This is a genomic window from Escherichia sp. WS568, from assembly GCF_046486085.1.
GTDB classification, from domain to species: Bacteria; Pseudomonadota; Gammaproteobacteria; order Enterobacterales; family Enterobacteriaceae; genus Escherichia; species Escherichia coli.
In genome coordinates, this window is record NZ_JBJQMC010000003.1 from 156230 (window position 1) to 178132 (window position 21903).

The 21903-nt window shown below is 47.9% G+C and carries 19 protein-coding genes, 1 tRNA gene and 1 pseudogene; 15 read left to right on the top strand and 6 right to left on the bottom strand.

Going from position 1 to position 21903, the window contains the following annotated elements; genetic code table 11:
• Positions 1-33: 33 nt before the first annotated feature.
• Complete coding sequence (locus tag ACJHWR_RS04945; RefSeq protein WP_001026276.1) at positions 34-327, bottom strand: co-chaperone GroES; 294 nt, start codon at positions 325-327, stop codon at positions 34-36.
• A gap of 275 nt (positions 328-602) precedes the next feature.
• On the opposite strand from ACJHWR_RS04945, the gene yjeH reads away from it, so the two are divergent.
• Positions 603-1859 (top strand): L-methionine/branched-chain amino acid transporter, encoded by a 1257-nt coding sequence (gene yjeH / locus ACJHWR_RS04950; protein WP_000015841.1) that lies wholly within the window; start codon positions 603-605, stop codon positions 1857-1859.
• Positions 1860-1874: 15 nt separating this feature from the next.
• On the opposite strand, the gene ACJHWR_RS04955 is transcribed toward yjeH, so the two are convergent.
• Complete coding sequence (locus ACJHWR_RS04955; RefSeq protein ID WP_001267445.1) at positions 1875-2351, bottom strand: FxsA family protein; 477 nt, start codon at positions 2349-2351, stop codon at positions 1875-1877.
• A gap of 336 nt (positions 2352-2687) precedes the next feature.
• Here ACJHWR_RS04955 and aspA point away from each other — a divergent pair, with 336 nt between their 5' ends.
• The 12 genes and pseudogenes from aspA (at position 2688) to lysS (ending at position 17816) form a co-directional block, all read left to right on the top strand.
• Positions 2688-4124, top strand: a complete 1437-nt coding sequence (aspA, locus tag ACJHWR_RS04960) for an aspartate ammonia-lyase (RefSeq protein WP_000069437.1) — start codon at positions 2688-2690, stop codon at positions 4122-4124.
• Between the two features lie 117 nt (positions 4125-4241).
• Positions 4242-5543 carry an anaerobic C4-dicarboxylate transporter DcuA gene (dcuA, locus tag ACJHWR_RS04965; protein WP_000961959.1) on the top strand — a complete coding sequence of 434 codons (1302 nt, stop codon included), beginning with the start codon at positions 4242-4244 and terminating at the stop codon, positions 5541-5543.
• 115 nt (positions 5544-5658) lie between these two features.
• Positions 5659-5997 carry a divalent cation tolerance protein CutA gene (gene cutA / locus ACJHWR_RS04970; protein ID WP_000883400.1) on the top strand — a complete coding sequence of 113 codons (339 nt, stop codon included), beginning with the start codon at positions 5659-5661 and terminating at the stop codon, positions 5995-5997.
• Positions 5973-7670 carry a protein-disulfide reductase DsbD gene (gene dsbD / locus ACJHWR_RS04975; RefSeq protein WP_000068910.1) on the top strand — a complete coding sequence of 566 codons (1698 nt, stop codon included), beginning with the start codon at positions 5973-5975 and terminating at the stop codon, positions 7668-7670. The genes cutA and dsbD overlap by 25 nt, the downstream gene beginning before the upstream one ends.
• A 36-nt stretch (positions 7671-7706) precedes the next feature.
• On the top strand, positions 7707-8282 hold the full coding sequence (locus ACJHWR_RS04980) for a transcriptional regulator (protein ID WP_001361487.1): 576 nt from the start codon (positions 7707-7709) through the stop codon (positions 8280-8282).
• 106 nt (positions 8283-8388) lie between these two features.
• A tRNA-Phe gene (locus ACJHWR_RS04985) sits at positions 8389-8464 on the top strand.
• A 197-nt stretch (positions 8465-8661) separates the two neighbouring features.
• Positions 8662-8821, top strand: a pseudogene (locus ACJHWR_RS04990) (integrase); the annotation flags it as partial.
• 259 nt (positions 8822-9080) lie between these two features.
• Complete coding sequence (cadC, locus tag ACJHWR_RS04995; protein WP_001187186.1) at positions 9081-10619, top strand: lysine decarboxylation/transport transcriptional activator CadC; 1539 nt, start codon at positions 9081-9083, stop codon at positions 10617-10619.
• Between the two features lie 365 nt (positions 10620-10984).
• Positions 10985-12319, top strand: coding sequence for a cadaverine/lysine antiporter (gene cadB, locus ACJHWR_RS05000; protein WP_000092909.1), 1335 nt, complete (start codon positions 10985-10987; stop codon positions 12317-12319).
• A gap of 79 nt (positions 12320-12398) precedes the next feature.
• A complete protein-coding gene (gene cadA, locus ACJHWR_RS05005) occupies positions 12399-14546 on the top strand; it encodes a lysine decarboxylase CadA (protein ID WP_001295383.1) in 2148 nt (715 codons plus the stop codon).
• A 58-nt stretch (positions 14547-14604) separates the two neighbouring features.
• A complete protein-coding gene (gene dtpC, locus ACJHWR_RS05010; protein ID WP_000856843.1) occupies positions 14605-16062 on the top strand; it encodes a dipeptide/tripeptide permease DtpC in 1458 nt (485 codons plus the stop codon).
• A gap of 236 nt (positions 16063-16298) precedes the next feature.
• A complete protein-coding gene (gene lysS / locus ACJHWR_RS05015; protein ID WP_000003799.1) occupies positions 16299-17816 on the top strand; it encodes a lysine--tRNA ligase in 1518 nt (505 codons plus the stop codon).
• A gap of 118 nt (positions 17817-17934) precedes the next feature.
• Here the strand turns inward: lysS and ghoT are convergent, their stop codons facing one another.
• From ghoT to yjdI, 4 genes are all read right to left on the bottom strand, one after another.
• On the bottom strand, positions 17935-18108 hold the full coding sequence (gene ghoT, locus ACJHWR_RS05020; RefSeq protein WP_001173343.1) for a type V toxin-antitoxin system toxin GhoT: 174 nt from the start codon (positions 18106-18108) through the stop codon (positions 17935-17937).
• A gap of 27 nt (positions 18109-18135) precedes the next feature.
• The gene (ghoS, locus tag ACJHWR_RS05025; RefSeq protein WP_000398619.1) at positions 18136-18432 is read right to left on the bottom strand and encodes a type V toxin-antitoxin system endoribonuclease antitoxin GhoS; all 297 of its coding nucleotides are present in this window, start codon (positions 18430-18432) and stop codon (positions 18136-18138) included.
• A 228-nt stretch (positions 18433-18660) separates the two neighbouring features.
• Complete coding sequence (locus ACJHWR_RS05030; protein WP_000405647.1) at positions 18661-18933, bottom strand: GNAT family N-acetyltransferase; 273 nt, start codon at positions 18931-18933, stop codon at positions 18661-18663.
• 11 nt (positions 18934-18944) lie between these two features.
• Complete coding sequence (gene yjdI, locus ACJHWR_RS05035) at positions 18945-19175, bottom strand: 4Fe-4S mono-cluster protein YjdI (RefSeq protein WP_000371713.1); 231 nt, start codon at positions 19173-19175, stop codon at positions 18945-18947.
• A gap of 180 nt (positions 19176-19355) precedes the next feature.
• Between yjdI and ACJHWR_RS05040 the strand changes: the two genes are divergently transcribed.
• Both ACJHWR_RS05040 and dcuR read left to right on the top strand, forming a co-directional pair.
• Positions 19356-20987 carry a sensor histidine kinase gene (locus tag ACJHWR_RS05040; protein WP_001216471.1) on the top strand — a complete coding sequence of 544 codons (1632 nt, stop codon included), beginning with the start codon at positions 19356-19358 and terminating at the stop codon, positions 20985-20987.
• A complete protein-coding gene (gene dcuR, locus ACJHWR_RS05045; protein ID WP_000611288.1) occupies positions 20984-21703 on the top strand; it encodes a two-component system response regulator DcuR in 720 nt (239 codons plus the stop codon). The genes ACJHWR_RS05040 and dcuR overlap by 4 nt, the downstream gene beginning before the upstream one ends.
• Positions 21704-21903: the final 200 nt, after the last annotated feature.

Consider the following 21903-nt stretch of genomic DNA (forward strand, 5'->3'; position numbering starts at 1 on the left):
CCTTAAATTCGTATGTTCAGTGTCGTGCGCGGATTACGCTTCAACAATTGCCAGAATGTCGCTTTCGGACATGATCAACACTTCTTCATTGTCGATCTTCTCAGATTTCACACCGTAGCCATCGTTGAAAATAACGATGTCGCCAACTTTCACATCCAGCGGCTTCACTTCGCCATTTTCAAGGATACGGCCATTGCCGACAGCCAGCACTTCGCCGCGGGTGGATTTAGCCGCTGCAGAGCCGGTCAGAACGATGCCGCCAGCAGATTTAGTTTCAACTTCTTTACGCTTGACGATCACGCGATCATGCAATGGACGAATATTCATTGATAACTCTCCTTTGAGAAAGTCCGTATCTGTTATGGGTGACGCCGGAGCTTACGTGGTTTCCCGGCTGGTGACCAGAGAAATGGGGATGAGGCTTCGCCCCTTCAAGGGGGAAAAAGAAAAAAAATTCTGATCAGCACAAAATCGGGTGAAAACCCTGATTCACCTCACATTTCATCGCAATTTCTTCATCACCGTCATAAGCGAATCTGATTGTGCTACCATCGAAAATCTACGCAGTTGCCCATAATTTGGGCGCAATCGGACATCAACCCATGAGTGGACTCAAACAAGAACTGGGGCTGGCCCAGGGCATTGGCCTGCTATCGACGTCATTATTAGGCACTGGCGTGTTTGCCGTTCCTGCGTTAGCTGCGCTGGTAGCGGGCAATAACAGCCTGTGGGCGTGGCCCGTTTTGATTATCTTAGTGTTCCCGATTGCGATTGTGTTTGCGATTCTGGGTCGCCACTATCCCAGCGCAGGCGGTGTCGCGCACTTCGTCGGTATGGCGTTTGGTTCGCGGCTTGAGCGAGTCACCGGCTGGTTGTTTTTATCGGTCATTCCCGTGGGTTTGCCTGCCGCGCTACAAATTGCCGCCGGGTTCGGCCAGGCAATGTTTGGCTGGCATAGCTGGCAACTGTTGTTGGCAGAACTCGGTACGCTGGCGCTGGTGTGGTATATCGGTACTCGCGGTGCCAGTTCCAGTGCTAATCTACAAACAGTTATTGCCGGACTTATCGTCGCGCTGATTGTCGCTATCTGGTGGGCGGGCGATATCAAACCTGCGAATATCCCCTTCCCTGCACCTGGTAATATCGAACTTACCGGGTTATTTGCTGCGTTATCAGTGATGTTCTGGTGCTTTGTCGGTCTGGAGGCATTTGCCCATCTTGCCTCGGAATTTAAAAATCCAGAGCGTGATTTTCCTCGTGCTTTGATGATTGGTCTGCTGCTGGCAGGATTAGTCTACTGGGGCTGTACGGTAGTCGTCTTACACTTCGACGCCTATGGTGAACAAATGGCCGCGGCAGCATCGCTTCCAAAAATTGTAGTGCAACTGTTCGGTGTAGGAGCGTTATGGATTGCCTGCGTGATTGGCTATCTGGCCTGCTTTGCCAGTCTCAACATTTATATACAGAGCTTCGCCCGCCTGGTCTGGTCGCAGGCGCAACATAATCCTGACCACTACCTGGCACGCCTCTCTTCTCGTCATATCCCGAATAATGCCCTCAATGCGGTGCTCGGCTGCTGCGTGGTGAGCACGTTGGTGATTCATGCTTTAGAGATCAATCTGGACGCTCTTATTATTTATGCCAATGGCATCTTTATTATGATTTATCTGTTATGCATGCTGGCAGGTTGTAAATTATTGCAAGGACGTTATCGACTACTGGCGGTGGTTGGCGGGCTGTTATGCGTTCTGTTACTGGCAATGGTCGGCTGGAAAAGTCTCTATGCGCTGATCATGCTGGCGGGGTTATGGCTGTTTCTGCCAAAACGAAAAACGCCGGAAAATGGCATAACCACATAATCCGGCGTTTCGACATTAATCCTGGCGATCGTCTTTATGATCAAGGCGGTCGCGGTCATCATCCTTTCTCTGGTACTCACCATCAAAAGTATTACCGCCACCGGTCCCGGCGCTAAAACCGCCGCCTGGCATGCGAGAAAAGCGCAAATGTGGCATCAACTTCACTGTCAGATGCTTTTGCACCGGCGGCAATAAAAGTAGAAGACCGAGGAAGTCGGTAAAAAAGCCCGGTAATAAAAGCAGCAAACCGGCAATGATCAGCGAAACACTTTTAATCATCTCCGCCGCTGGGTTTTCACCCGCCGCCATTTTTTGCTGCATCAGCACGAAATTCTTAAAGCCCTGGTTGCGTACCAGTGACATACCGATAACTGACGTGAATATAACCAGCACGAGGGTCAGCAATACCCCCAATACATGGGCAACCTGAATAAAGATTGAAATCTCAATATAGACATAAAGGAAAATGGCAATAAAAGGTAACCAGCGCAAAGGTTTCTCCTGTAATAGCAGCCGGTTAACCCCGGCTACCTGAATGGGTTGCGAATCGCGTTTAGCTTATATTGTGGTCATTAGCAAAATTTCAAGATGTTTGCGCAACTATTTTTGGTAGTAATCCCAAAGCGGTGATCTATTTCACAAATTAATAATTAAGGGGTAAAAACCGACACTTAAAGTGATCCAGATTACGGTAGAAATCCTCAAGCAGCATATGATCTCGGGTATTCGGTCGATGCAGGGGATAATCGTCGGTCGAAAAACATTCGAAACCACATATATTCTGTGTGTTTAAAGCAAATCATTGGCAGCTTGAAAAAGAAGGTTCACATGTCAAACAACATTCGTATCGAAGAAGATCTGTTGGGTACCAGGGAAGTTCCAGCTGATGCCTACTATGGTGTTCACACTCTGAGAGCGATTGAAAACTTCTATATCAGCAACAACAAAATCAGTGATATTCCTGAATTTGTTCGCGGTATGGTAATGGTTAAAAAAGCCGCAGCTATGGCAAACAAAGAGCTGCAAACCATTCCTAAAAGTGTAGCGAATGCCATCATTGCCGCATGTGATGAAGTCCTGAACAACGGAAAATGCATGGATCAGTTCCCGGTAGACGTCTACCAGGGCGGCGCAGGTACTTCCGTAAACATGAACACCAACGAAGTGCTGGCCAATATCGGTCTGGAACTGATGGGTCACCAGAAAGGTGAATATCAGTACCTGAACCCGAACGACCATGTTAACAAATGTCAGTCCACTAACGACGCCTACCCGACCGGTTTCCGTATCGCAGTTTACTCTTCCCTGATTAAGCTGGTAGATGCGATTAACCAACTGCGTGAAGGCTTTGAACGTAAAGCTGTCGAATTCCAGGACATCCTGAAAATGGGTCGTACACAGCTGCAGGACGCAGTACCGATGACCCTCGGCCAGGAATTCCGCGCTTTCAGCATCCTGCTGAAAGAAGAAGTTAAAAACATCCAACGTACCGCTGAACTGCTGCTGGAAGTTAACCTTGGCGCAACAGCAATCGGTACTGGTCTGAACACGCCGAAAGAGTACTCTCCGCTGGCAGTGAAAAAACTGGCTGAAGTCACTGGCTTCCCATGCGTACCGGCTGAAGACCTGATCGAAGCGACCTCTGACTGCGGCGCTTATGTTATGGTTCACGGCGCGCTGAAACGCCTGGCTGTGAAGATGTCCAAAATCTGTAACGACCTGCGCTTGCTCTCTTCTGGCCCACGTGCCGGCCTGAACGAGATCAACCTGCCGGAACTGCAGGCGGGCTCTTCCATCATGCCAGCTAAAGTAAACCCGGTTGTTCCGGAAGTGGTTAACCAGGTATGCTTCAAAGTCATCGGTAACGACACCACTGTTACCATGGCAGCAGAAGCAGGTCAGCTGCAGTTGAACGTTATGGAGCCGGTCATTGGCCAGGCCATGTTTGAATCCGTTCACATTCTGACCAACGCTTGCTACAACCTGCTGGAAAAATGCATTAACGGCATCACTGCTAACAAAGAAGTGTGCGAAGGTTACGTTTACAACTCTATCGGTATCGTTACTTACCTGAACCCGTTCATCGGTCACCACAACGGTGACATCGTGGGTAAAATCTGTGCCGAAACCGGTAAGAGTGTACGTGAAGTCGTTCTGGAACGCGGTCTGTTGACTGAAGCGGAACTTGACGATATTTTCTCCGTACAGAATCTGATGCACCCGGCTTACAAAGCAAAACGCTATACTGATGAAAGCGAACAGTAATCGTACAGGGTAGTACAAATAAAGAAGGCACGTCAGATGACGTGCCTTTTTTCTTGTGAGCAGTAACTTAAAAATAACAATCTAATATCAACTTGTTAAAAAACAAGGAAGGCTAATATGCTAGTTGTAGAACTCATCATAGTTTTGCTGGCGATCTTCTTGGGCGCCAGATTGGGGGGAATAGGTATTGGTTTTGCAGGCGGATTGGGGGTGCTGGTTCTTGCCGCTATTGGCGTTAAACCCGGTAACATCCCGTTCGATGTCATTTCCATTATCATGGCGGTTATCGCCGCTATTTCTGCCATGCAGGTTGCTGGCGGTCTGGACTATCTGGTTCATCAGACAGAAAAGCTGCTGCGCCGTAACCCGAAATACATCACGATCCTCGCACCGATCGTGACCTATTTCCTGACTATCTTTGCTGGTACTGGCAACATCTCTCTGGCGACACTGCCAGTTATCGCTGAAGTTGCGAAGGAACAAGGCGTTAAACCTTGCCGTCCGCTGTCTACTGCAGTGGTATCCGCGCAGATTGCGATCACCGCATCGCCAATCTCAGCAGCAGTGGTTTACATGTCTTCCGTGATGGAAGGTCATGGCATCAGCTACCTCCATCTGCTCTCCGTGGTCATCCCGTCCACCCTGCTGGCGGTTCTGGTGATGTCCTTCCTGGTCACTATGCTGTTCAACTCCAAACTCTCTGACGATCCGATTTATCGCAAGCGTCTGGAAGAGGGCCTGGTTGAACTGCGCGGTGAAAAGCAGATTGAAATCAAATCCGGTGCAAAAACGTCCGTCTGGCTGTTCCTGCTGGGCGTAGTTGGCGTGGTTATCTATGCAATCATCAACAGCCCAAGCATGGGTCTGGTTGAAAAACCGCTGATGAACACCACCAACGCAATCCTGATCATCATGCTCAGCGTTGCAACTCTGACCACCGTTATCTGTAAAGTCGATACCGACAACATCCTCAACTCCAGCACCTTCAAAGCAGGTATGAGCGCCTGTATTTGTATCCTGGGTGTTGCGTGGCTGGGCGATACTTTCGTTTCCAACAACATCGACTGGATCAAAGATACCGCTGGTGAAGTGATTCAGGGTCATCCGTGGCTGCTGGCCGTCATCTTCTTCTTTGCTTCTGCTCTGCTGTACTCTCAGGCTGCAACCGCAAAAGCACTGATGCCGATGGCTCTGGCACTGAACGTTTCTCCGCTGACCGCTGTTGCTTCTTTCGCTGCGGTGTCTGGTCTGTTCATTCTGCCGACCTACCCGACGCTGGTTGCTGCGGTACAGATGGATGACACGGGTACTACCCGTATCGGTAAATTCGTCTTCAACCATCCGTTCTTCATCCCGGGTACTCTGGGTGTTGCCCTGGCCGTTTGCTTCGGCTTCGTGCTGGGTAGCTTCATGCTGTAATGATCAATCGCGGGGCGTTCACGCCCCGCTTTCTTTCCCGCCGACTAACATCCTTCCCCCGTCCGTTGTATAGTGACCTCTCTCTTGCGGTTCCATCTGTTCTTGCGAGGTGTTTATGCTTGATGAAAAAAGTTCGAATACCGCGTCTGTCGTGGTGCTATGTACCGCACCGGATGAAGCGACAGCCCAGGATTTAGCCGCCAAAGTGCTGGCGGAAAAACTGGCGGCCTGCGCGACCTTGATCCCCGGCGCTACCTCTCTCTATTACTGGGAAGGTAAGCTGGAGCAAGAATACGAAGTGCAGATGATTTTAAAAACTACCGTATCTCACCAGCAGGCACTGCTGGAATGCCTGAAGTCTCATCATCCATATCAAACCCCGGAACTTCTGGTTTTACCTGTTACACACGGAGACACAGATTACCTCTCATGGCTCAACGCATCTTTACGCTGATCCTGCTACTTTGCAGCACTTCCGTTTTTGCCGGATTATTCGACGCGCCGGGACGTTCACAATTTGTCCCCGCGGATCAAGCCTTTGCTTTTGATTTTCAGCAAAAGCAACATGACCTTAATCTGACCTGGCAGATCAAAGACGGTTACTACCTCTACCGTAAACAGATCCGCATTACGCCGGAACACGCGAAAATTGCCGACGTGCAGCTGCCACAAGGCGTCTGGCATGAAGATGAGTTTTACGGCAAAAGCGAGATTTACCGCGATCGGCTGACGCTTCCCGTAACCATCAACCAGGCGAGTGCGGGAGCGACGTTAACTGTCACCTACCAGGGCTGTGCTGATGCCGGTTTCTGTTATCCGCCAGAAACCAAAACCGTTCCGTTAAGCGAAGTGGTCGCCAACAACGCAGCGTCACAGCCTGTGTCTGTTCCGCAGCAAGAGCAGCACACCGCGCAATTGCCCTTTTCCGCGCTCTGGGCGTTGTTGATCGGTATTGGTATCGCCTTTACGCCATGCGTGCTGCCAATGTACCCTCTGATTTCTGGTATCGTGCTGGGCGGTAAACAGCGGCTCTCCACTGCCAGAGCATTGTTGCTGACCTTTATTTATGTGCAGGGGATGGCACTGACTTACACGGCGCTGGGTCTGGTAGTTGCCGCCGCAGGGTTACAGTTCCAGGCGGCGCTACAGCACCCATACGTGCTCATTGGCCTCGCTATCGTCTTTACCTTGCTGGCGATGTCAATGTTTGGCTTGTTTACCCTGCAACTCCCCTCTTCGCTGCAAACGCGCCTCACGCTGATGAGCAATCGCCAACAGGGCGGCTCACCTGGCGGTGTGTTTGTTATGGGAGCGATTGCCGGACTGATCTGTTCACCATGCACCACCGCACCGCTTAGCGCGATTCTGTTGTATATCGCCCAAAGCGGGAACATGTGGCTGGGGGGCGGCACGCTTTATCTCTATGCGTTGGGCATGGGCCTGCCGCTGATGCTAATAACCGTCTTTGGTAACCGCCTGCTGCCGAAAAGCGGCCCGTGGATGGAACAAGTCAAAACCGCGTTTGGTTTTGTGATCCTCGCACTGCCGGTCTTCCTGCTGGAGCGAGTGATTGGTGATATATGGGGATTACGCTTGTGGTCGGCGCTTGGTGTCGCATTCTTTGGCTGGGCCTTTATCACCAGCCTACAGGCCAAACGCGGCTGGATGCGCGTGGTGCAAATAATCCTGCTGGCAGCGGCATTGGTTAGCGTGCGCCCACTTCAGGATTGGGCATTTGGTGCGACGCATACCGTGCAAACTCAGACGCATCTCAACTTTACACAAATCAAAACGGTAGATGAGTTAAATCAGGCGCTCGTTGAAGCCAAAGGCAAACCAGTGATGTTAGATCTCTATGCCGACTGGTGCGTCGCCTGTAAAGAGTTTGAGAAATACACCTTCAGCGACCCGCAGGTGCAAAAAGCGTTAGCAGACACGGTCTTACTTCAGGCTAACGTCACTGCCAACGACGCCCAAGATGTGGCGCTGTTAAAGCATCTTAATGTCCTTGGCCTACCGACAATTCTCTTTTTTGACGGACAAGGCCAGGAGCATCCACAAGAACGCGTCACGGGCTTTATGGATGCTGAAACCTTCAGCGCACATTTGCGCGATCGCCAACCGTGAACGACACTTGCAGTGGGAAAGACGGAGGAAAATAGCGTGCAACGTGAAGATGTACTGGGAGAAGCCCTGAAATTATTAGAATTACAAGGGATTGCCAACACCACGCTGGAGATGGTTGCTGAACGTGTGGATTATCCACTGGACGAGCTGCGCCGCTTCTGGCCAGACAAAGAGGCAATCCTCTACGATGCGCTGCGTTATCTTAGCCAACAGATAGATGCCTGGCGTCGTCAGCTGATGCTGGACGAAACGCAAACCGCCGAACAAAAGTTGCTGGCACGTTATCAGGCGTTATCGGAGTGCGTTAAAAACAACCGCTATCCGGGCTGTCTGTTTATCGCTGCCTGTACGTTTTATCCCGATCCTGGCCACCCTATTCATCAACTAGCCGATCAGCAAAAAAGCGCGGCCTACGATTTCACCCACGAACTGTTAACCACGCTGGAAGTTGACGATCCGGCGATGGTAGCAAAGCAGATGGAACTGGTGCTGGAAGGCTGTTTAAGCCGAATGCTGGTGAATCGTAGCCAGGCGGATGTCGACACCGCACATCGGCTGGCGGAAGATATCCTGCGCTTCGCCCGCTGCCGCCAGGGTGGCGCACTGACCTGACAGAAACACAGAAAAGAAGCGATTTGCCGCAATCTTAAGCAGTTGAATCGCTTTTACTGAAATTAGGTTGACGAGATGTGCAGATTACGGTTTAATGCGCCCCGTTGCCCGGATAGCTCAGTCGGTAGAGCAGGGGATTGAAAATCCCCGTGTCCTTGGTTCGATTCCGAGTCCGGGCACCAAATTCATATAAACGGACCTCCACGGAGGTCCGTTTTTCGTTTCAGGACGCCACAATTTAAGCGTTCTCCCTAAAAATCATTTCTACCGAACTCAACCAGATTCTCCCCACAACACCAGCATTTTGCGGGTATATCCCAATTCGGGGAAATGTGTTCCTGAGCGATAGCACTGACTGACGTGAAATGTCGTGCGGCCCCGTGATGCTGTTGAACGTCAAATGACGTCATCAGGAGCGTAACGCATCCATAAAGCACAACATCGGTCTGAACGCCGACTGATAAGATTTTCTGAATGAGAACAAAGAGAAATGTATCGGTCCACTTGCTCATGCAAAGACTAACAATCCATTAAAATAGTAAGCGCTCCGGACAACTTTCCATGGATTATTTTCTGCACATTTTTCTTTGGCAAAGATGATGAATTTTGATGGTAAGGAAAATTACTTCTGGTTCTCAGTAAAATCCTTTCGTAATACTATGTAATCAAGAAGTTTATGGCGGGTAAAAATAACGTCTTGCATTCACCAATAATATGTAAATAAACCCATCTATAGATGGAAAAAATAGATTATGGCAATTATCATTGCATCATTCCCTTTTCGAATGAGTTTCTATTATGCAACAACCTGTAGTTCGCGTTGGCGAATGGCTTGTTACTCCGTCCATAAACCAAATTAGCCGCAATGGGCGTCAACTTACCCTTGAGCCGAGATTAATCGATCTTCTGGTTTTCTTTGCTCAACACAGTGGCGAAGTACTTAGCAGGGATGAACTTATCGATAATGTCTGGAAGAGAAGTATTGTCACCAATCACGTTGTGACGCAGAGTATCTCAGAACTACGTAAGTCATTAAAAGATAATGATGAAGATAGTCCTGTCTATATCGCTACTGTACCAAAGCGCGGCTATAAATTAATGGTGCCGGTTATCTGGTACAGCGAAGAAGAGGGAGAGGAAATAATGCTATCTTCGCCTCCCCCTATACCAGAGGCGGTTCCTGCCACAGATTCTCCCTCCCACAGTCTTAACATTCAAAACACCACAGCGCCACCTGAACAATCCCCAGTTAAAAGCAAACGATTCACTACCTTTTGGGTATGGTTTTTTTTCCTGTTGTCGTTAGGTATCTGTGTCGCACTGGTAGCGTTTTCAAGTCTTGAAACACGTCTTCCTATGAGCAAATCGCGTATTTTGCTCAATCCACGCGATATTGACATTAATATGGTTAATAAGAGTTGTAACAGCTGGAGTTCCCCGTATCAGCTCTCTTACGCGATAGGCGTGGGTGATTTGGTGGCGACATCACTTAACACCTTCTCCACCTTTATGGTGCATGACAAAATCAACTACAACATTGATGAACCGAGCAGTTCCGGTAAAACATTATCTATTGCGTTTGTTAATCAGCGCCAATACCGTGCTCAACAATGCTTTATGTCGGTAAAATTGGTAGACAATGCAGATGGTTCAACCATGCTGGATAAACGTTATGTCATCACTAACGGTAATCAGCTGGCGATTCAAAATGATTTACTCCAGAGTTTATCAAAAGCGTTAAACCAACCGTGGCCACAACGAATGCAGGAGACGCTCCAGCAAATTTTGCCGCATCGTGGTGCGTTATTAACTAATTTTTATCAGGCTCATGATTATTTACTGCATGGCGATGATAAATCATTGAATCGTGCCAGTGAATTATTAGGTGAGATTGTTCAATCATCCCCAGAATTTACCTACGCGAGAGCAGAAAAAGCATTAGTTGATATCGTGCGCCATTCTCAACATCCTTTAGATGAAAAACAATTAGCAGCACTGAATACAGAAATAGATAACATTGTTACACTGCCGGAATTGAATAACCTGTCCATTATATATCAAATAAAAGCGGTCAGTGCTCTGGTAAAAGGTAAAACAGATGAGTCTTACCAGGCGATAAATACTGGCATTGATCTTGAAATGTCCTGGCTAAATTATGTGTTGCTTGGCAAGGTTTATGAAATGAAGGGGATGAACCGGGAAGCAGCTGATGCATATCTCACCGCCTTTAATTTACGCCCAGGGGCAAACACCCTTTACTGGATTGAAAATGGTATATTCCAGACTTCTGTTCCTTATGTTGTACCTTATCTCGACAAATTTCTCGCTTCAGAATAAGTAACTCCCGGGTTGATTTATGCTCGGGAATATTTGTTGTTGAGTTTTTGTATGTTCCTGTTGGTATAATATGTTGCGGCAATTTATTTGCCGCATAATTTTTATTACATAAATTTAACCAGAAAATATTCCGTAATCCATTGTAAACATTGAATGTTTATCTTTTCATGATATCAACTTGCGATCCTGATGTGTTAATAAAAAACCTCAAGTTCTCACTTACAGAAACTTTTGTGTTATTTCACCTAATCTTTAGGATTAATCCTTTTTTCGTGAGTATTCTTAGCGCCAGTTTGGTCTGGTCAGGAAATAGTTATACATCATGACCCGGACTCCAAATTCAAAAATGAAATTAGGAGAAGAGCATGAGTTCTGCCAAGAAGATCGGGCTATTTGCCTGTACCGGTGTGGTTGCCGGTAATATGATGGGGAGCGGTATTGCATTATTACCTGCGAACCTAGCAAGTATCGGTGGTATTGCTATCTGGGGTTGGATTATCTCTATTATTGGTGCAATGTCGCTGGCGTATGTATATGCCCGACTGGCAACAAAAAACCCGCAACAAGGTGGCCCAATTGCTTATGCCGGAGAAATTTCCCCTGCATTTGGTTTTCAGACAGGTGTTCTTTATTACCATGCTAACTGGATTGGTAACCTGGCGATTGGTATTACCGCTGTATCTTATCTTTCCACCTTCTTCCCAGTATTAAATGATCCTGTTCCGGCGGGTATCGCCTGTATTGCTATCGTCTGGGTATTTACCTTTGTAAATATGCTCGGCGGTACCTGGGTAAGCCGTTTAACCACTATTGGTCTGGTGCTGGTTCTTATTCCTGTGGTAATGACAGCTATTGTTGGCTGGCATTGGTTTGATGCTGCGACTTATGCTGCTAACTGGAATACTGCGGATACCACCGATGGTCATGCGATCATTAAAAGTATTCTGCTCTGCCTGTGGGCCTTCGTGGGTGTTGAATCCGCAGCTGTAAGTACTGGTATGGTTAAAAACCCGAAACGTACCGTTCCGCTGGCAACCATGCTGGGTACTGGTTTAGCAGGTATTGTTTACATCGCTGCGACTCAGGTGCTTTCCGGTATGTATCCGTCTTCTGTAATGGCAGCTTCCGGTGCTCCGTTTGCAATCAGTGCTTCAACTATCCTCGGTAACTGGGCTGCGCCGCTGGTTTCTGCATTCACCGCCTTTGCGTGCCTGACTTCTCTGGGCTCCTGGATGATGTTGGTAGGCCAGGCAGGTGTACGTGCCGCTAACGACGGTAACTTCCCGAAAGTTTATGGTGAAGTCGACAGCAACGGTATTCCGAAAAAAGGTCTGCTGCTGGCTGCAGTGAAAATGACTGCCCTGATGATCCTCATCACTCTGATGAACTCTGCCGGTGGTAAAGCATCTGACCTGTTCGGTGAACTGACCGGTATCGCAGTACTGCTGACTATGCTGCCGTACTTCTACTCTTGCGTTGACCTGATTCGTTTTGAAGGCGTTAACATCCGCAACTTTGTCAGCCTGATCTGTTCTGTACTGGGTTGCGTGTTCTGCTTCATCGCGCTGATGGGCGCAAGCTCCTTCGAGCTGGCAGGTACCTTCATCGTCAGCCTGATTATCCTGATGTTCTACGCTCGCAAAATGCACGAGCGCCAGAGCCACTCAATGGATAACCACACAGCGTCTAACGCACATTAATTAAAAGTATTTTCCGAGGCTCCTCCTTTCATTTTGTCCCATGTGTTGGGAGGGGCCTTTTTTACCTGGAGATATGACTATGAACGTTATTGCAATATTGAATCACATGGGGGTTTATTTTAAAGAAGAACCCATCCGTGAACTTCATCGCGCGCTTGAACGTCTGAACTTCCAGATTGTTTACCCGAACGACCGTGACGACTTATTAAAACTGATCGAAAACAATGCGCGTCTGTGCGGCGTTATTTTTGACTGGGATAAATATAATCTCGAGCTGTGCGAAGAAATTAGCAAAATGAACGAGAACCTGCCGTTGTACGCGTTCGCTAATACGTATTCCACTCTCGATGTAAGCCTGAATGACCTGCGTTTACAGATTAGCTTCTTTGAATATGCGCTGGGTGCTGCTGAAGATATTGCTAATAAGATCAAGCAGACCACTGACGAATATATCAACACTATTCTGCCTCCGCTGACTAAAGCACTGTTTAAATATGTTCGTGAAGGTAAATATACTTTCTGTACTCCTGGTCACATGGGCGGTACTGCATTCCAGAAAAGCCCGGTAGGTAGCCTGTTCTATGATTTCTTTGGTCCGAATACCATGAAATCTGATATTTCCATTTCAGTATCTGAACTGGGTTCTCTGCTGGATCACAGTGGTCCACACAAAGAAGCAGAACAGTATATCGCTCGCGTCTTTAACGCAGACCGCAGCTACATGGTGACCAACGGTACTTCCACTGCGAACAAAATTGTTGGCATGTACTCTGCTCCGGCAGGCAGCACCATTCTGATTGACCGTAACTGCCACAAATCGCTGACCCACCTGATGATGATGAGCGATGTTACGCCAATCTATTTCCGCCCGACCCGTAACGCTTACGGTATTCTTGGTGGTATCCCACAGAGTGAATTCCAGCACGCTACCATTGCTAAGCGCGTGAAAGAAACACCAAACGCAACCTGGCCGGTACATGCTGTAATTACCAACTCTACCTATGATGGTCTGCTGTACAACACCGACTTCATCAAGAAAACACTGGATGTGAAATCCATCCACTTTGACTCCGCGTGGGTGCCTTACACCAACTTCTCACCGATTTACGAAGGTAAATGCGGTATGAGCGGTGGCCGTGTAGAAGGGAAAGTGATTTACGAAACCCAGTCCACTCACAAACTGCTGGCGGCGTTCTCTCAGGCTTCCATGATCCACGTTAAAGGTGACGTAAACGAAGAAACCTTTAACGAAGCCTACATGATGCACACCACCACTTCTCCGCACTACGGTATCGTGGCGTCCACTGAAACCGCTGCGGCGATGATGAAAGGCAATGCAGGTAAACGTCTGATCAACGGTTCCATTGAACGTGCGATCAAATTCCGTAAAGAGATCAAACGTCTGAGAACGGAATCTGATGGCTGGTTCTTTGATGTATGGCAGCCGGATCATATCGATACGACTGAATGCTGGCCGCTGCGTTCTGACAGCACCTGGCACGGCTTCAAAAACATCGATAACGAGCACATGTATCTTGACCCGATCAAAGTCACCCTGCTGACTCCGGGGATGGAAAAAGACGGCACCATGAGCGACTTTGGTATTCCGGCCAGCATCGTGGCGAAATACCTCGACGAACATGGCATCGTTGTTGAGAAAACCGGTCCGTATAACCTGCTGTTCCTGTTCAGCATCGGTATCGATAAGACCAAAGCACTGAGCCTGCTGCGTGCTCTGACTGACTTCAAACGTGCGTTCGACCTGAACCTGCGTGTGAAAAACATGCTGCCGTCTCTGTATCGTGAAGATCCTGAATTCTATGAAAACATGCGTATTCAGGAACTGGCTCAGAATATCCACAAACTGATTGTTCACCACAATCTGCCGGATCTGATGTACCGCGCATTTGAAGTGCTGCCGACGATGGTAATGACTCCGTATGCTGCATTCCAGAAAGAGCTGCACGGTATGACCGAAGAAGTTTACCTCGACGAAATGGTAGGTCGTATTAACGCCAATATGATCCTTCCGTATCCGCCGGGAGTTCCTCTGGTAATGCCGGGTGAAATGATCACCGAAGAAAGCCGTCCGGTTCTGGAGTTCCTGCAGATGCTGTGTGAAATCGGCGCTCACTATCCGGGCTTTGAAACCGATATTCACGGTGCATACCGTCAGGCTGATGGCCGCTATACCGTTAAGGTATTGAAAGAAGAAAGCAAAAAATAATTAGCTCGTACAAGGGAAGTGGCTTGCCACTTCCCTTTTTTGCTCATAAGGAGAACACATGAAAACACCCTCACAGCCGCGCGCGATATACTATATCGTGGCGATCCAAATCTGGGAGTACTTCAGTTTTTACGGCATGCGTGCCTTACTCATTCTCTATCTCACCCATCAGCTTGGTTTTGATGATAACCATGCCATCAGCCTGTTCAGCGCATATGCTTCTCTGGTTTACGTTACCCCTATTCTCGGCGGCTGGCTTGCCGACCGCCTGCTCGGCAACCGCACTGCAGTGATTGCCGGCGCGCTGTTAATGACCCTTGGCCATGTGGTGCTGGGCATTGATACAAATTCAACCTTTAGCCTGTATCTGGCGCTGGCAATCATTATTTGTGGCTACGGTTTATTCAAATCAAACATCAGCTGTTTGCTTGGCGAGCTCTACGACGAGAACGATCATCGACGTGATGGCGGTTTTTCGCTGCTGTATGCTGCGGGCAATATCGGTTCTATCGCAGCCCCCATCGCCTGCGGCCTGGCTGCTCAGTGGTATGGATGGCATGTTGGCTTTGCCCTTGCGGGAGGCGGCATGTTTATCGGTTTGTTGATTTTCTTAAGTGGTCATCGTCATTTCCAGTCCACGCGTAGTATGGATAAAAAAGCGCTCACTAGCGTCAAATTTGCCTTACCAGTATGGACCTGGTTAGTGGTGATGCTCTGTTTAGCCCCAGTATTTTTTACCCTGCTGCTGGAGAACGACTGGTCCGGATATTTGCTGGCGATCGTTTGCCTCATTGCCGCACAAATCATTGCCCGCATGATGATCAAATTCCCCGAACACCGCCGTGCTCTTTGGCAAATTGTATTGTTGATGTTTGTCGGGACGTTGTTCTGGGTACTGGCACAACAGGGCGGCAGTACCATCAGCTTGTTTATCGATCGCTTTGTGAATCGTCAGGCATTCAATATTGAAGTACCTACAGCACTATTCCAGTCGGTGAATGCTATTGCGGTGATGCTCGCTGGGGTTGTTCTGGCCTGGCTGGCGTCGCCAGAAAGCCGCGGCAATTCAGCATTGCGCGTCTGGCTGAAGTTTGCCTTTGGCTTACTGCTGATGGCTTGTGGCTTTATGTTGCTGGCATTTGATGCCCGACATGCAGCGGCTGGCGGTCAAGCGTCAATGGGCGTGATGATATCCGGGCTGGCGCTAATGGGCTTTGCTGAACTCTTTATTGACCCAGTGGCGATTGCGCAAATCACGCGTCTGAAAATGTCTGGCGTATTAACCGGTATTTATATGCTGGCAACAGGCGCGGTCGCCAACTGGCTGGCAGGCGTCGTGGCACAGCAGACGACAGAGTCGCAAATTAGCGGTATGGCAATTGCCGCTTACCAGCGATTCTTTTCTCAGATGGGAGAGTGGACGTTGGCTTGTGTCGCGATCATCGTGGTATTGGCCTTTGCTACCCGTTTTCTGTTTAGCACGCCGACGAATATGATACAGGAGAGCAACGATTAACTGTCGTAAAAACAATTGGTTATGAATAAATTAACTTTCAGTTTATCACACTAGTAAATCGAGATTAATAAGTCATTTAAACCATTTTTATGGTTATTTATTAGTGATATCAACTTGAGGTAAGCGTTAGTTTCGATAAGATAAACTGAGTTATTAATAGTCGAGGCAGATAATACAGTGTACCGATCTGTCTCTTTATCTACGCTAAATTGAAAGCTGGATTTAGAGGAACCAAAATGTCTGAACGAGAAACACGGGGAGCCAATGAGGCTATTGATTTTAACGATGAACTGAGAAATCGCCGCGAAAAACTGGCGGCACTACGTCAGCAAGGTGTGGCGTTTCCCAATGATTTTCGCCGCGACCATACCTCTGACCAGTTGCACGACGAGTTTGATGCGAAGGATAACCAGGAACTGGAATCCTTAAACATTGAAGTCTCGGTTGCTGGCCGAATGATGACCCGTCGTATTATGGGGAAAGCCTCCTTTGTAACGTTGCAGGATGTCGGTGGCCGTATTCAACTGTACGTTGCAAGAGATAGCCTGCCAGAAGGTGTTTATAACGATCAGTTTAAAAAATGGGATCTGGGTGACATTATCGGTGCCCGCGGTACGCTGTTTAAGACGCAAACGGGTGAGCTTTCCATTCACTGTACTGAGCTGCGCCTGCTGACTAAAGCACTACGTCCTTTACCAGATAAATTCCATGGTCTGCAGGATCAGGAAGTCCGTTATCGTCAACGTTATCTGGACCTCATCGCTAACGATAAATCCCGTCAAACGTTTGTTGTCCGTTCAAAAATTCTGGCCGCTATCCGTCAGTTCATGGTCGCGCGCGGCTTTATGGAAGTAGAAACCCCGATGATGCAGGTAATTCCAGGTGGGGCATCTGCTCGCCCGTTTATTACCCATCATAACGCTCTGGATTTAGATATGTACCTGCGTATCGCGCCGGAGCTGTATCTGAAACGTCTGGTTGTAGGCGGTTTTGAACGGGTATTCGAAATCAACCGTAACTTCCGTAATGAAGGTATTTCTGTTCGCCATAATCCTGAGTTCACAATGATGGAACTCTACATGGCATATGCGGATTACCATGATTTGATTGAACTGACGGAGTCACTGTTCCGCACCCTGGCACAAGAGGTACTGGGTACCACTAAAGTCACTTATGGCGAGCATGTGTTTGATTTCGGCAAACCGTTTGAAAAACTCACCATGCGCGAAGCAATCAAAAAATATCGTCCAGAAACCGATATGGCGGATCTGGATAATTTTGATGCTGCTAAAGCATTAGCTGAATCTATCGGAATTACGGTAGAGAAAAGCTGGGGGCTGGGACGTATTGTCACAGAGATCTTTGATGAAGTGGCAGAAGCACATCTGATTCAGCCAACCTTTATTACGGAATATCCGGCAGAAGTGTCCCCGCTGGCGCGCCGTAATGATGTTAACCCGGAAATCACCGACCGTTTTGAATTCTTCATCGGTGGTCGTGAAATTGGTAATGGTTTTAGCGAATTAAACGACGCAGAAGATCAGGCTGAACGTTTCCAGGAACAGGTTAACGCTAAAGCTGCAGGTGACGACGAAGCCATGTTCTATGACGAAGATTACGTGACTGCGCTGGAATATGGTCTGCCGCCAACCGCTGGTCTGGGTATTGGTATCGACCGAATGATTATGCTGTTTACTAACAGCCATACTATTCGCGACGTTATTCTCTTCCCGGCGATGCGCCCACAGAAATAAATTTCACTTAAATGAACGAAGCAGTCAGGCGACTGCTTCGTTCGTCGTTCCGCAAATCCAGTTTTGAGGAGAGACGCTTCGTTTCAAGATAACCAGCGGGTCCACTCAACTACAACTCCTAAAAGAGAGAAAAAAGTAATGCCACAGGTAAACTCATTGGCCAGGTTATTCCGACCAGGAATGCGCTAAGTAAACGAATATGTGTTTTCTCATGTGAGATAAACCAGATAATGACAAAGGATATGTTCACACCAATCACATAAAAAATTAATATTTTAGAGAATAGTGCCATTTTTTATGTTCTTCTTATCCTTCCTGGCTACTTGTAAAACTGACGGAAATAGTCATCAACGGTCATAATGTTGAGGTCAAAATCAATATCCGGTAAGTCTAAGCATTTAAGCCTGATTAAATCTTCGATTTCACTTGCGGCTAACGATGTCGTTATTGCGAAGGAATTTTCATTCAATTGTCGTGGTATCCCATATTCATCAGCCACGATAGAGGAGAAATTCATATCATACATCAATGATCTTAACCTTAAGAACACTGAGGAATAAGATGATGGATAATCAAAAGAAACAACATAAGTATTGAACTTGTTTTTACCTTCCATAATATGACTCCTATCAATATTGAACACTCTGGGGACGCAAAACTTATTAACCCCGATCGATGATTCTCATATAGGAGATATTCTTTTTTTTTTGCTCAGTAAAGGGGATGACTTGGGACAAAAAAACGCTCTCTCTGACCATTCTTTGTGCATCCCCCTACCCTTCAGATACTCTCCTGCATCCCCCCGCGGAGAGCATGAAAAATATTGTGACTCTGTACTCTCCCATCAACTGCGAATATCATCATACTCCCGCGTTTTATCAAATTCGTGTTTCGCAAATGGGCATAGTGGGATAATTTTTCGTTTTTCCCGACGCATTTTTTCCACGACTTTCGCAACCAGCTGTTTACCAATCCCTTGCCCTTTCAGGCTTTCATCGACATCGGTATGTTCGATAATCGCTAAATTCTCTCCGGTCGGCACAAAGACAATTTCAGCGATTTGCTTGCCCTGTTCGTCATTAATGTAAAATTTATTGTGGCCTTCGCGTATTTCCATTTTACCCTCGCTTATTTATGACGGTATTTCAGCGCGCCGCTCGGGCACGTATCAATCACTTTAACCACAGTGGCGACGTCGACTTCATCCGGCATGATCCACGGCTTTCGTTTGAGATTAAATAACTTGCCGTTGCCACGTACGCAATTGCCAGAATGCTGACATATCGCAGTGTTAAAATAGACATCGATATTTTCGCCGGTATAACAGCGATAACCCCCGTCCAGTAGCGCCTGATCCATGACCTTCCCTCTCTCATCAGTATGGTTTTCACTATAAGCATAGCCCCGGAATCTTCATACAGCACTGGCAGTTTCCGTTGCCAGAGTCTCTTCCCCTATATAGCCAATCATTCTTACTCCCTTTGAATTACCCGCCTCATCAGAGATAATGCTTAAGAAATTTGTCACACAAGGAAGCTGATGAGACATTCATTGCCCTACCGTATGTTACGCAAACGTCCGATGAAATTGAGTACCACTGTGATCTTAATGGTCAGCGCGGTACTGTTCTCGGTGCTATTGGTGGTGCATCTGATTTACTTCTCGCAAATCAGTGATATGACGCGAGACGGGCTAGCTAACAAGGCACTGGCAGTAGCGCGTACCCTCGCCGACTCGCCGGAAATCCGGCAGGGCTTGCAGAAAAAACCGCAGGAGAGCGGCATCCAGGCCATCGCGGAAGCCGTGCGCAAACGCAACGATCTGCTATTTATTGTCGTTACCGATATGCAAAGTCTTCGCTACTCGCATCCTGAAGCCCAGCGTATTGGTCAGCCATTTAAAGGTGATGACATCCTTAAAGCGCTGAATGGCGAAGAAAATGTCGCTATCAATCGCGGTTTTCTGGCGCAGGCTTTACGCGTATTTACCCCCATCTACGATGAAAATCATAAACAAATTGGCGTGGTGGCGATCGGCCTTGAGTTAAGTCGCGTGACCCAACAGATCAATGACAGTCGCTGGAGCATCATCTGGTCGGTATTATTTGGCATGCTGGTCGGGCTGATTGGCACCTGCATTCTGGTTAAGGTACTGAAAAAAATCCTTTTCGGCCTGGAACCCTACGAAATCTCCACGCTGTTTGAGCAACGCCAGGCCATGTTGCAGTCTATCAAAGAAGGCGTCGTTGCCGTGGACGATCGCGGCGAAGTCACGCTGATCAACGATGCCGCACAAGAATTGCTGAATTACCGTAAGTCGCAGGACGATGAGAAGCTGTCGACGCTAAGCCACGCGTGGTCACAGGTAGTAGATGTCTCGGAAGTGTTACGCGACGGTACCCCGCGCCGCGACGAAGAGATTACGATTAAAGACCGGCTATTACTGATCAACACCGTTCCGGTGCGCAGTAATGGCGTTATCATCGGTGCCATTTCAACCTTCAGGGACAAAACTGAAGTACGTAAACTGATGCAGCGACTCGATGGTCTGGTCAACTATGCTGACGCACTTCGTGAACGATCCCACGAATTTATGAATAAATTGCACGTGATTCTCGGATTATTGCATCTGAAGAGTTATAAGCAGTTGGAAGATTACATTCTCAAAACAGCCAATAACTATCAGGAAGAGATTGGCTCTCTGCTGGGTAAGATCAAATCTCCGGTTATCGCTGGTTTTTTAATCAGCAAGATTAACCGCGCGACCGATTTAGGCCATACGCTGATTTTAAACAGTGAAAGCCAGCTGCCAGACAGCGGTAGTGAGGATCAGGTCGCGACGCTGATTACCACGTTGGGAAATCTGATAGAAAACGCGCTGGAGGCATTAGGGCCGGAACCCGGAGGCGAAATTAGCGTAACATTGCACTACCGTCACGGCTGGCTGCACTGTGAAGTTAACGATGATGGACCGGGGATCGCACCCGACAAAATCGATCACATTTTTGACAAAGGTGTCTCGACAAAAGGAAGCGAGCGAGGCGTCGGTTTAGCACTTGTCAAACAACAGGTAGAAAATCTCGGCGGCAGCATCGCCGTGGAATCGGAACCCGGGATTTTCACACAATTTTTTGTCCAGATACCCTGGGACGGGGAGAGGTCGAACAGATGATCAATGTATTAATTATCGATGACGACGCAATGGTCGCGGAGCTGAATCGCCGATACGTGGCACAAATCCCGGGCTTTCAATGCTGTGGAACGGCTTCGACGCTGGAGAAAGCCAAAGAGATTATTTTCAACAGCGACACGCCTATCGACCTGATATTGCTAGATATCTATATGCAAAAAGAGAACGGGCTCGATTTACTGCCTGTCCTGCATAACGCGCGTTGCAAAAGTGATGTGATTGTCATCTCCTCCGCTGCCGATGCAGCAACCATTAAAGATTCGCTGCATTACGGTGTTGTGGATTACCTGATCAAACCCTTCCAGGCTTCCCGCTTTGAAGAGGCGCTCACCGGCTGGCGGCAAAAGAAAATGGCGCTGGAAAAACATCAGTATTATGACCAGGCCGAGCTTGATCAGCTAATCCACGGCAGCAGCTCCAACGAGCAGGATCCTCGTCGCTTGCCAAAAGGCTTAACGCCGCAGACGTTACGCACGCTGTGCCAGTGGATTGACGCGCATCAGGACTATGAGTTTTCAACCGACGAGCTGGCTAACGAGGTTAACATCTCGCGTGTTTCATGCCGTAAATACCTCATCTGGCTGGTCAACTGCCACATCTTGTTCACCAGTATCCATTATGGCGTCACGGGGCGTCCGGTTTACCGTTACCGTATTCAGGCAGAACACTACTCACTGCTGAAACAATATTGCCAATAACGGATCGCTGGTTATCTGTAAGTAATAATTATTACCGTAATGCAAAATATCCCTGGCACAAGTTACATCGTTCATCAGTAAAACTTGTGCCAGATCAAATATAATTATCCCTCCATCATCGTTAAAAATTAATATCTCTTCAGATGAACGGTGTTTTTAATTTCAAAACGCTAACAAAAGTTAATTAACTATTATGTCAC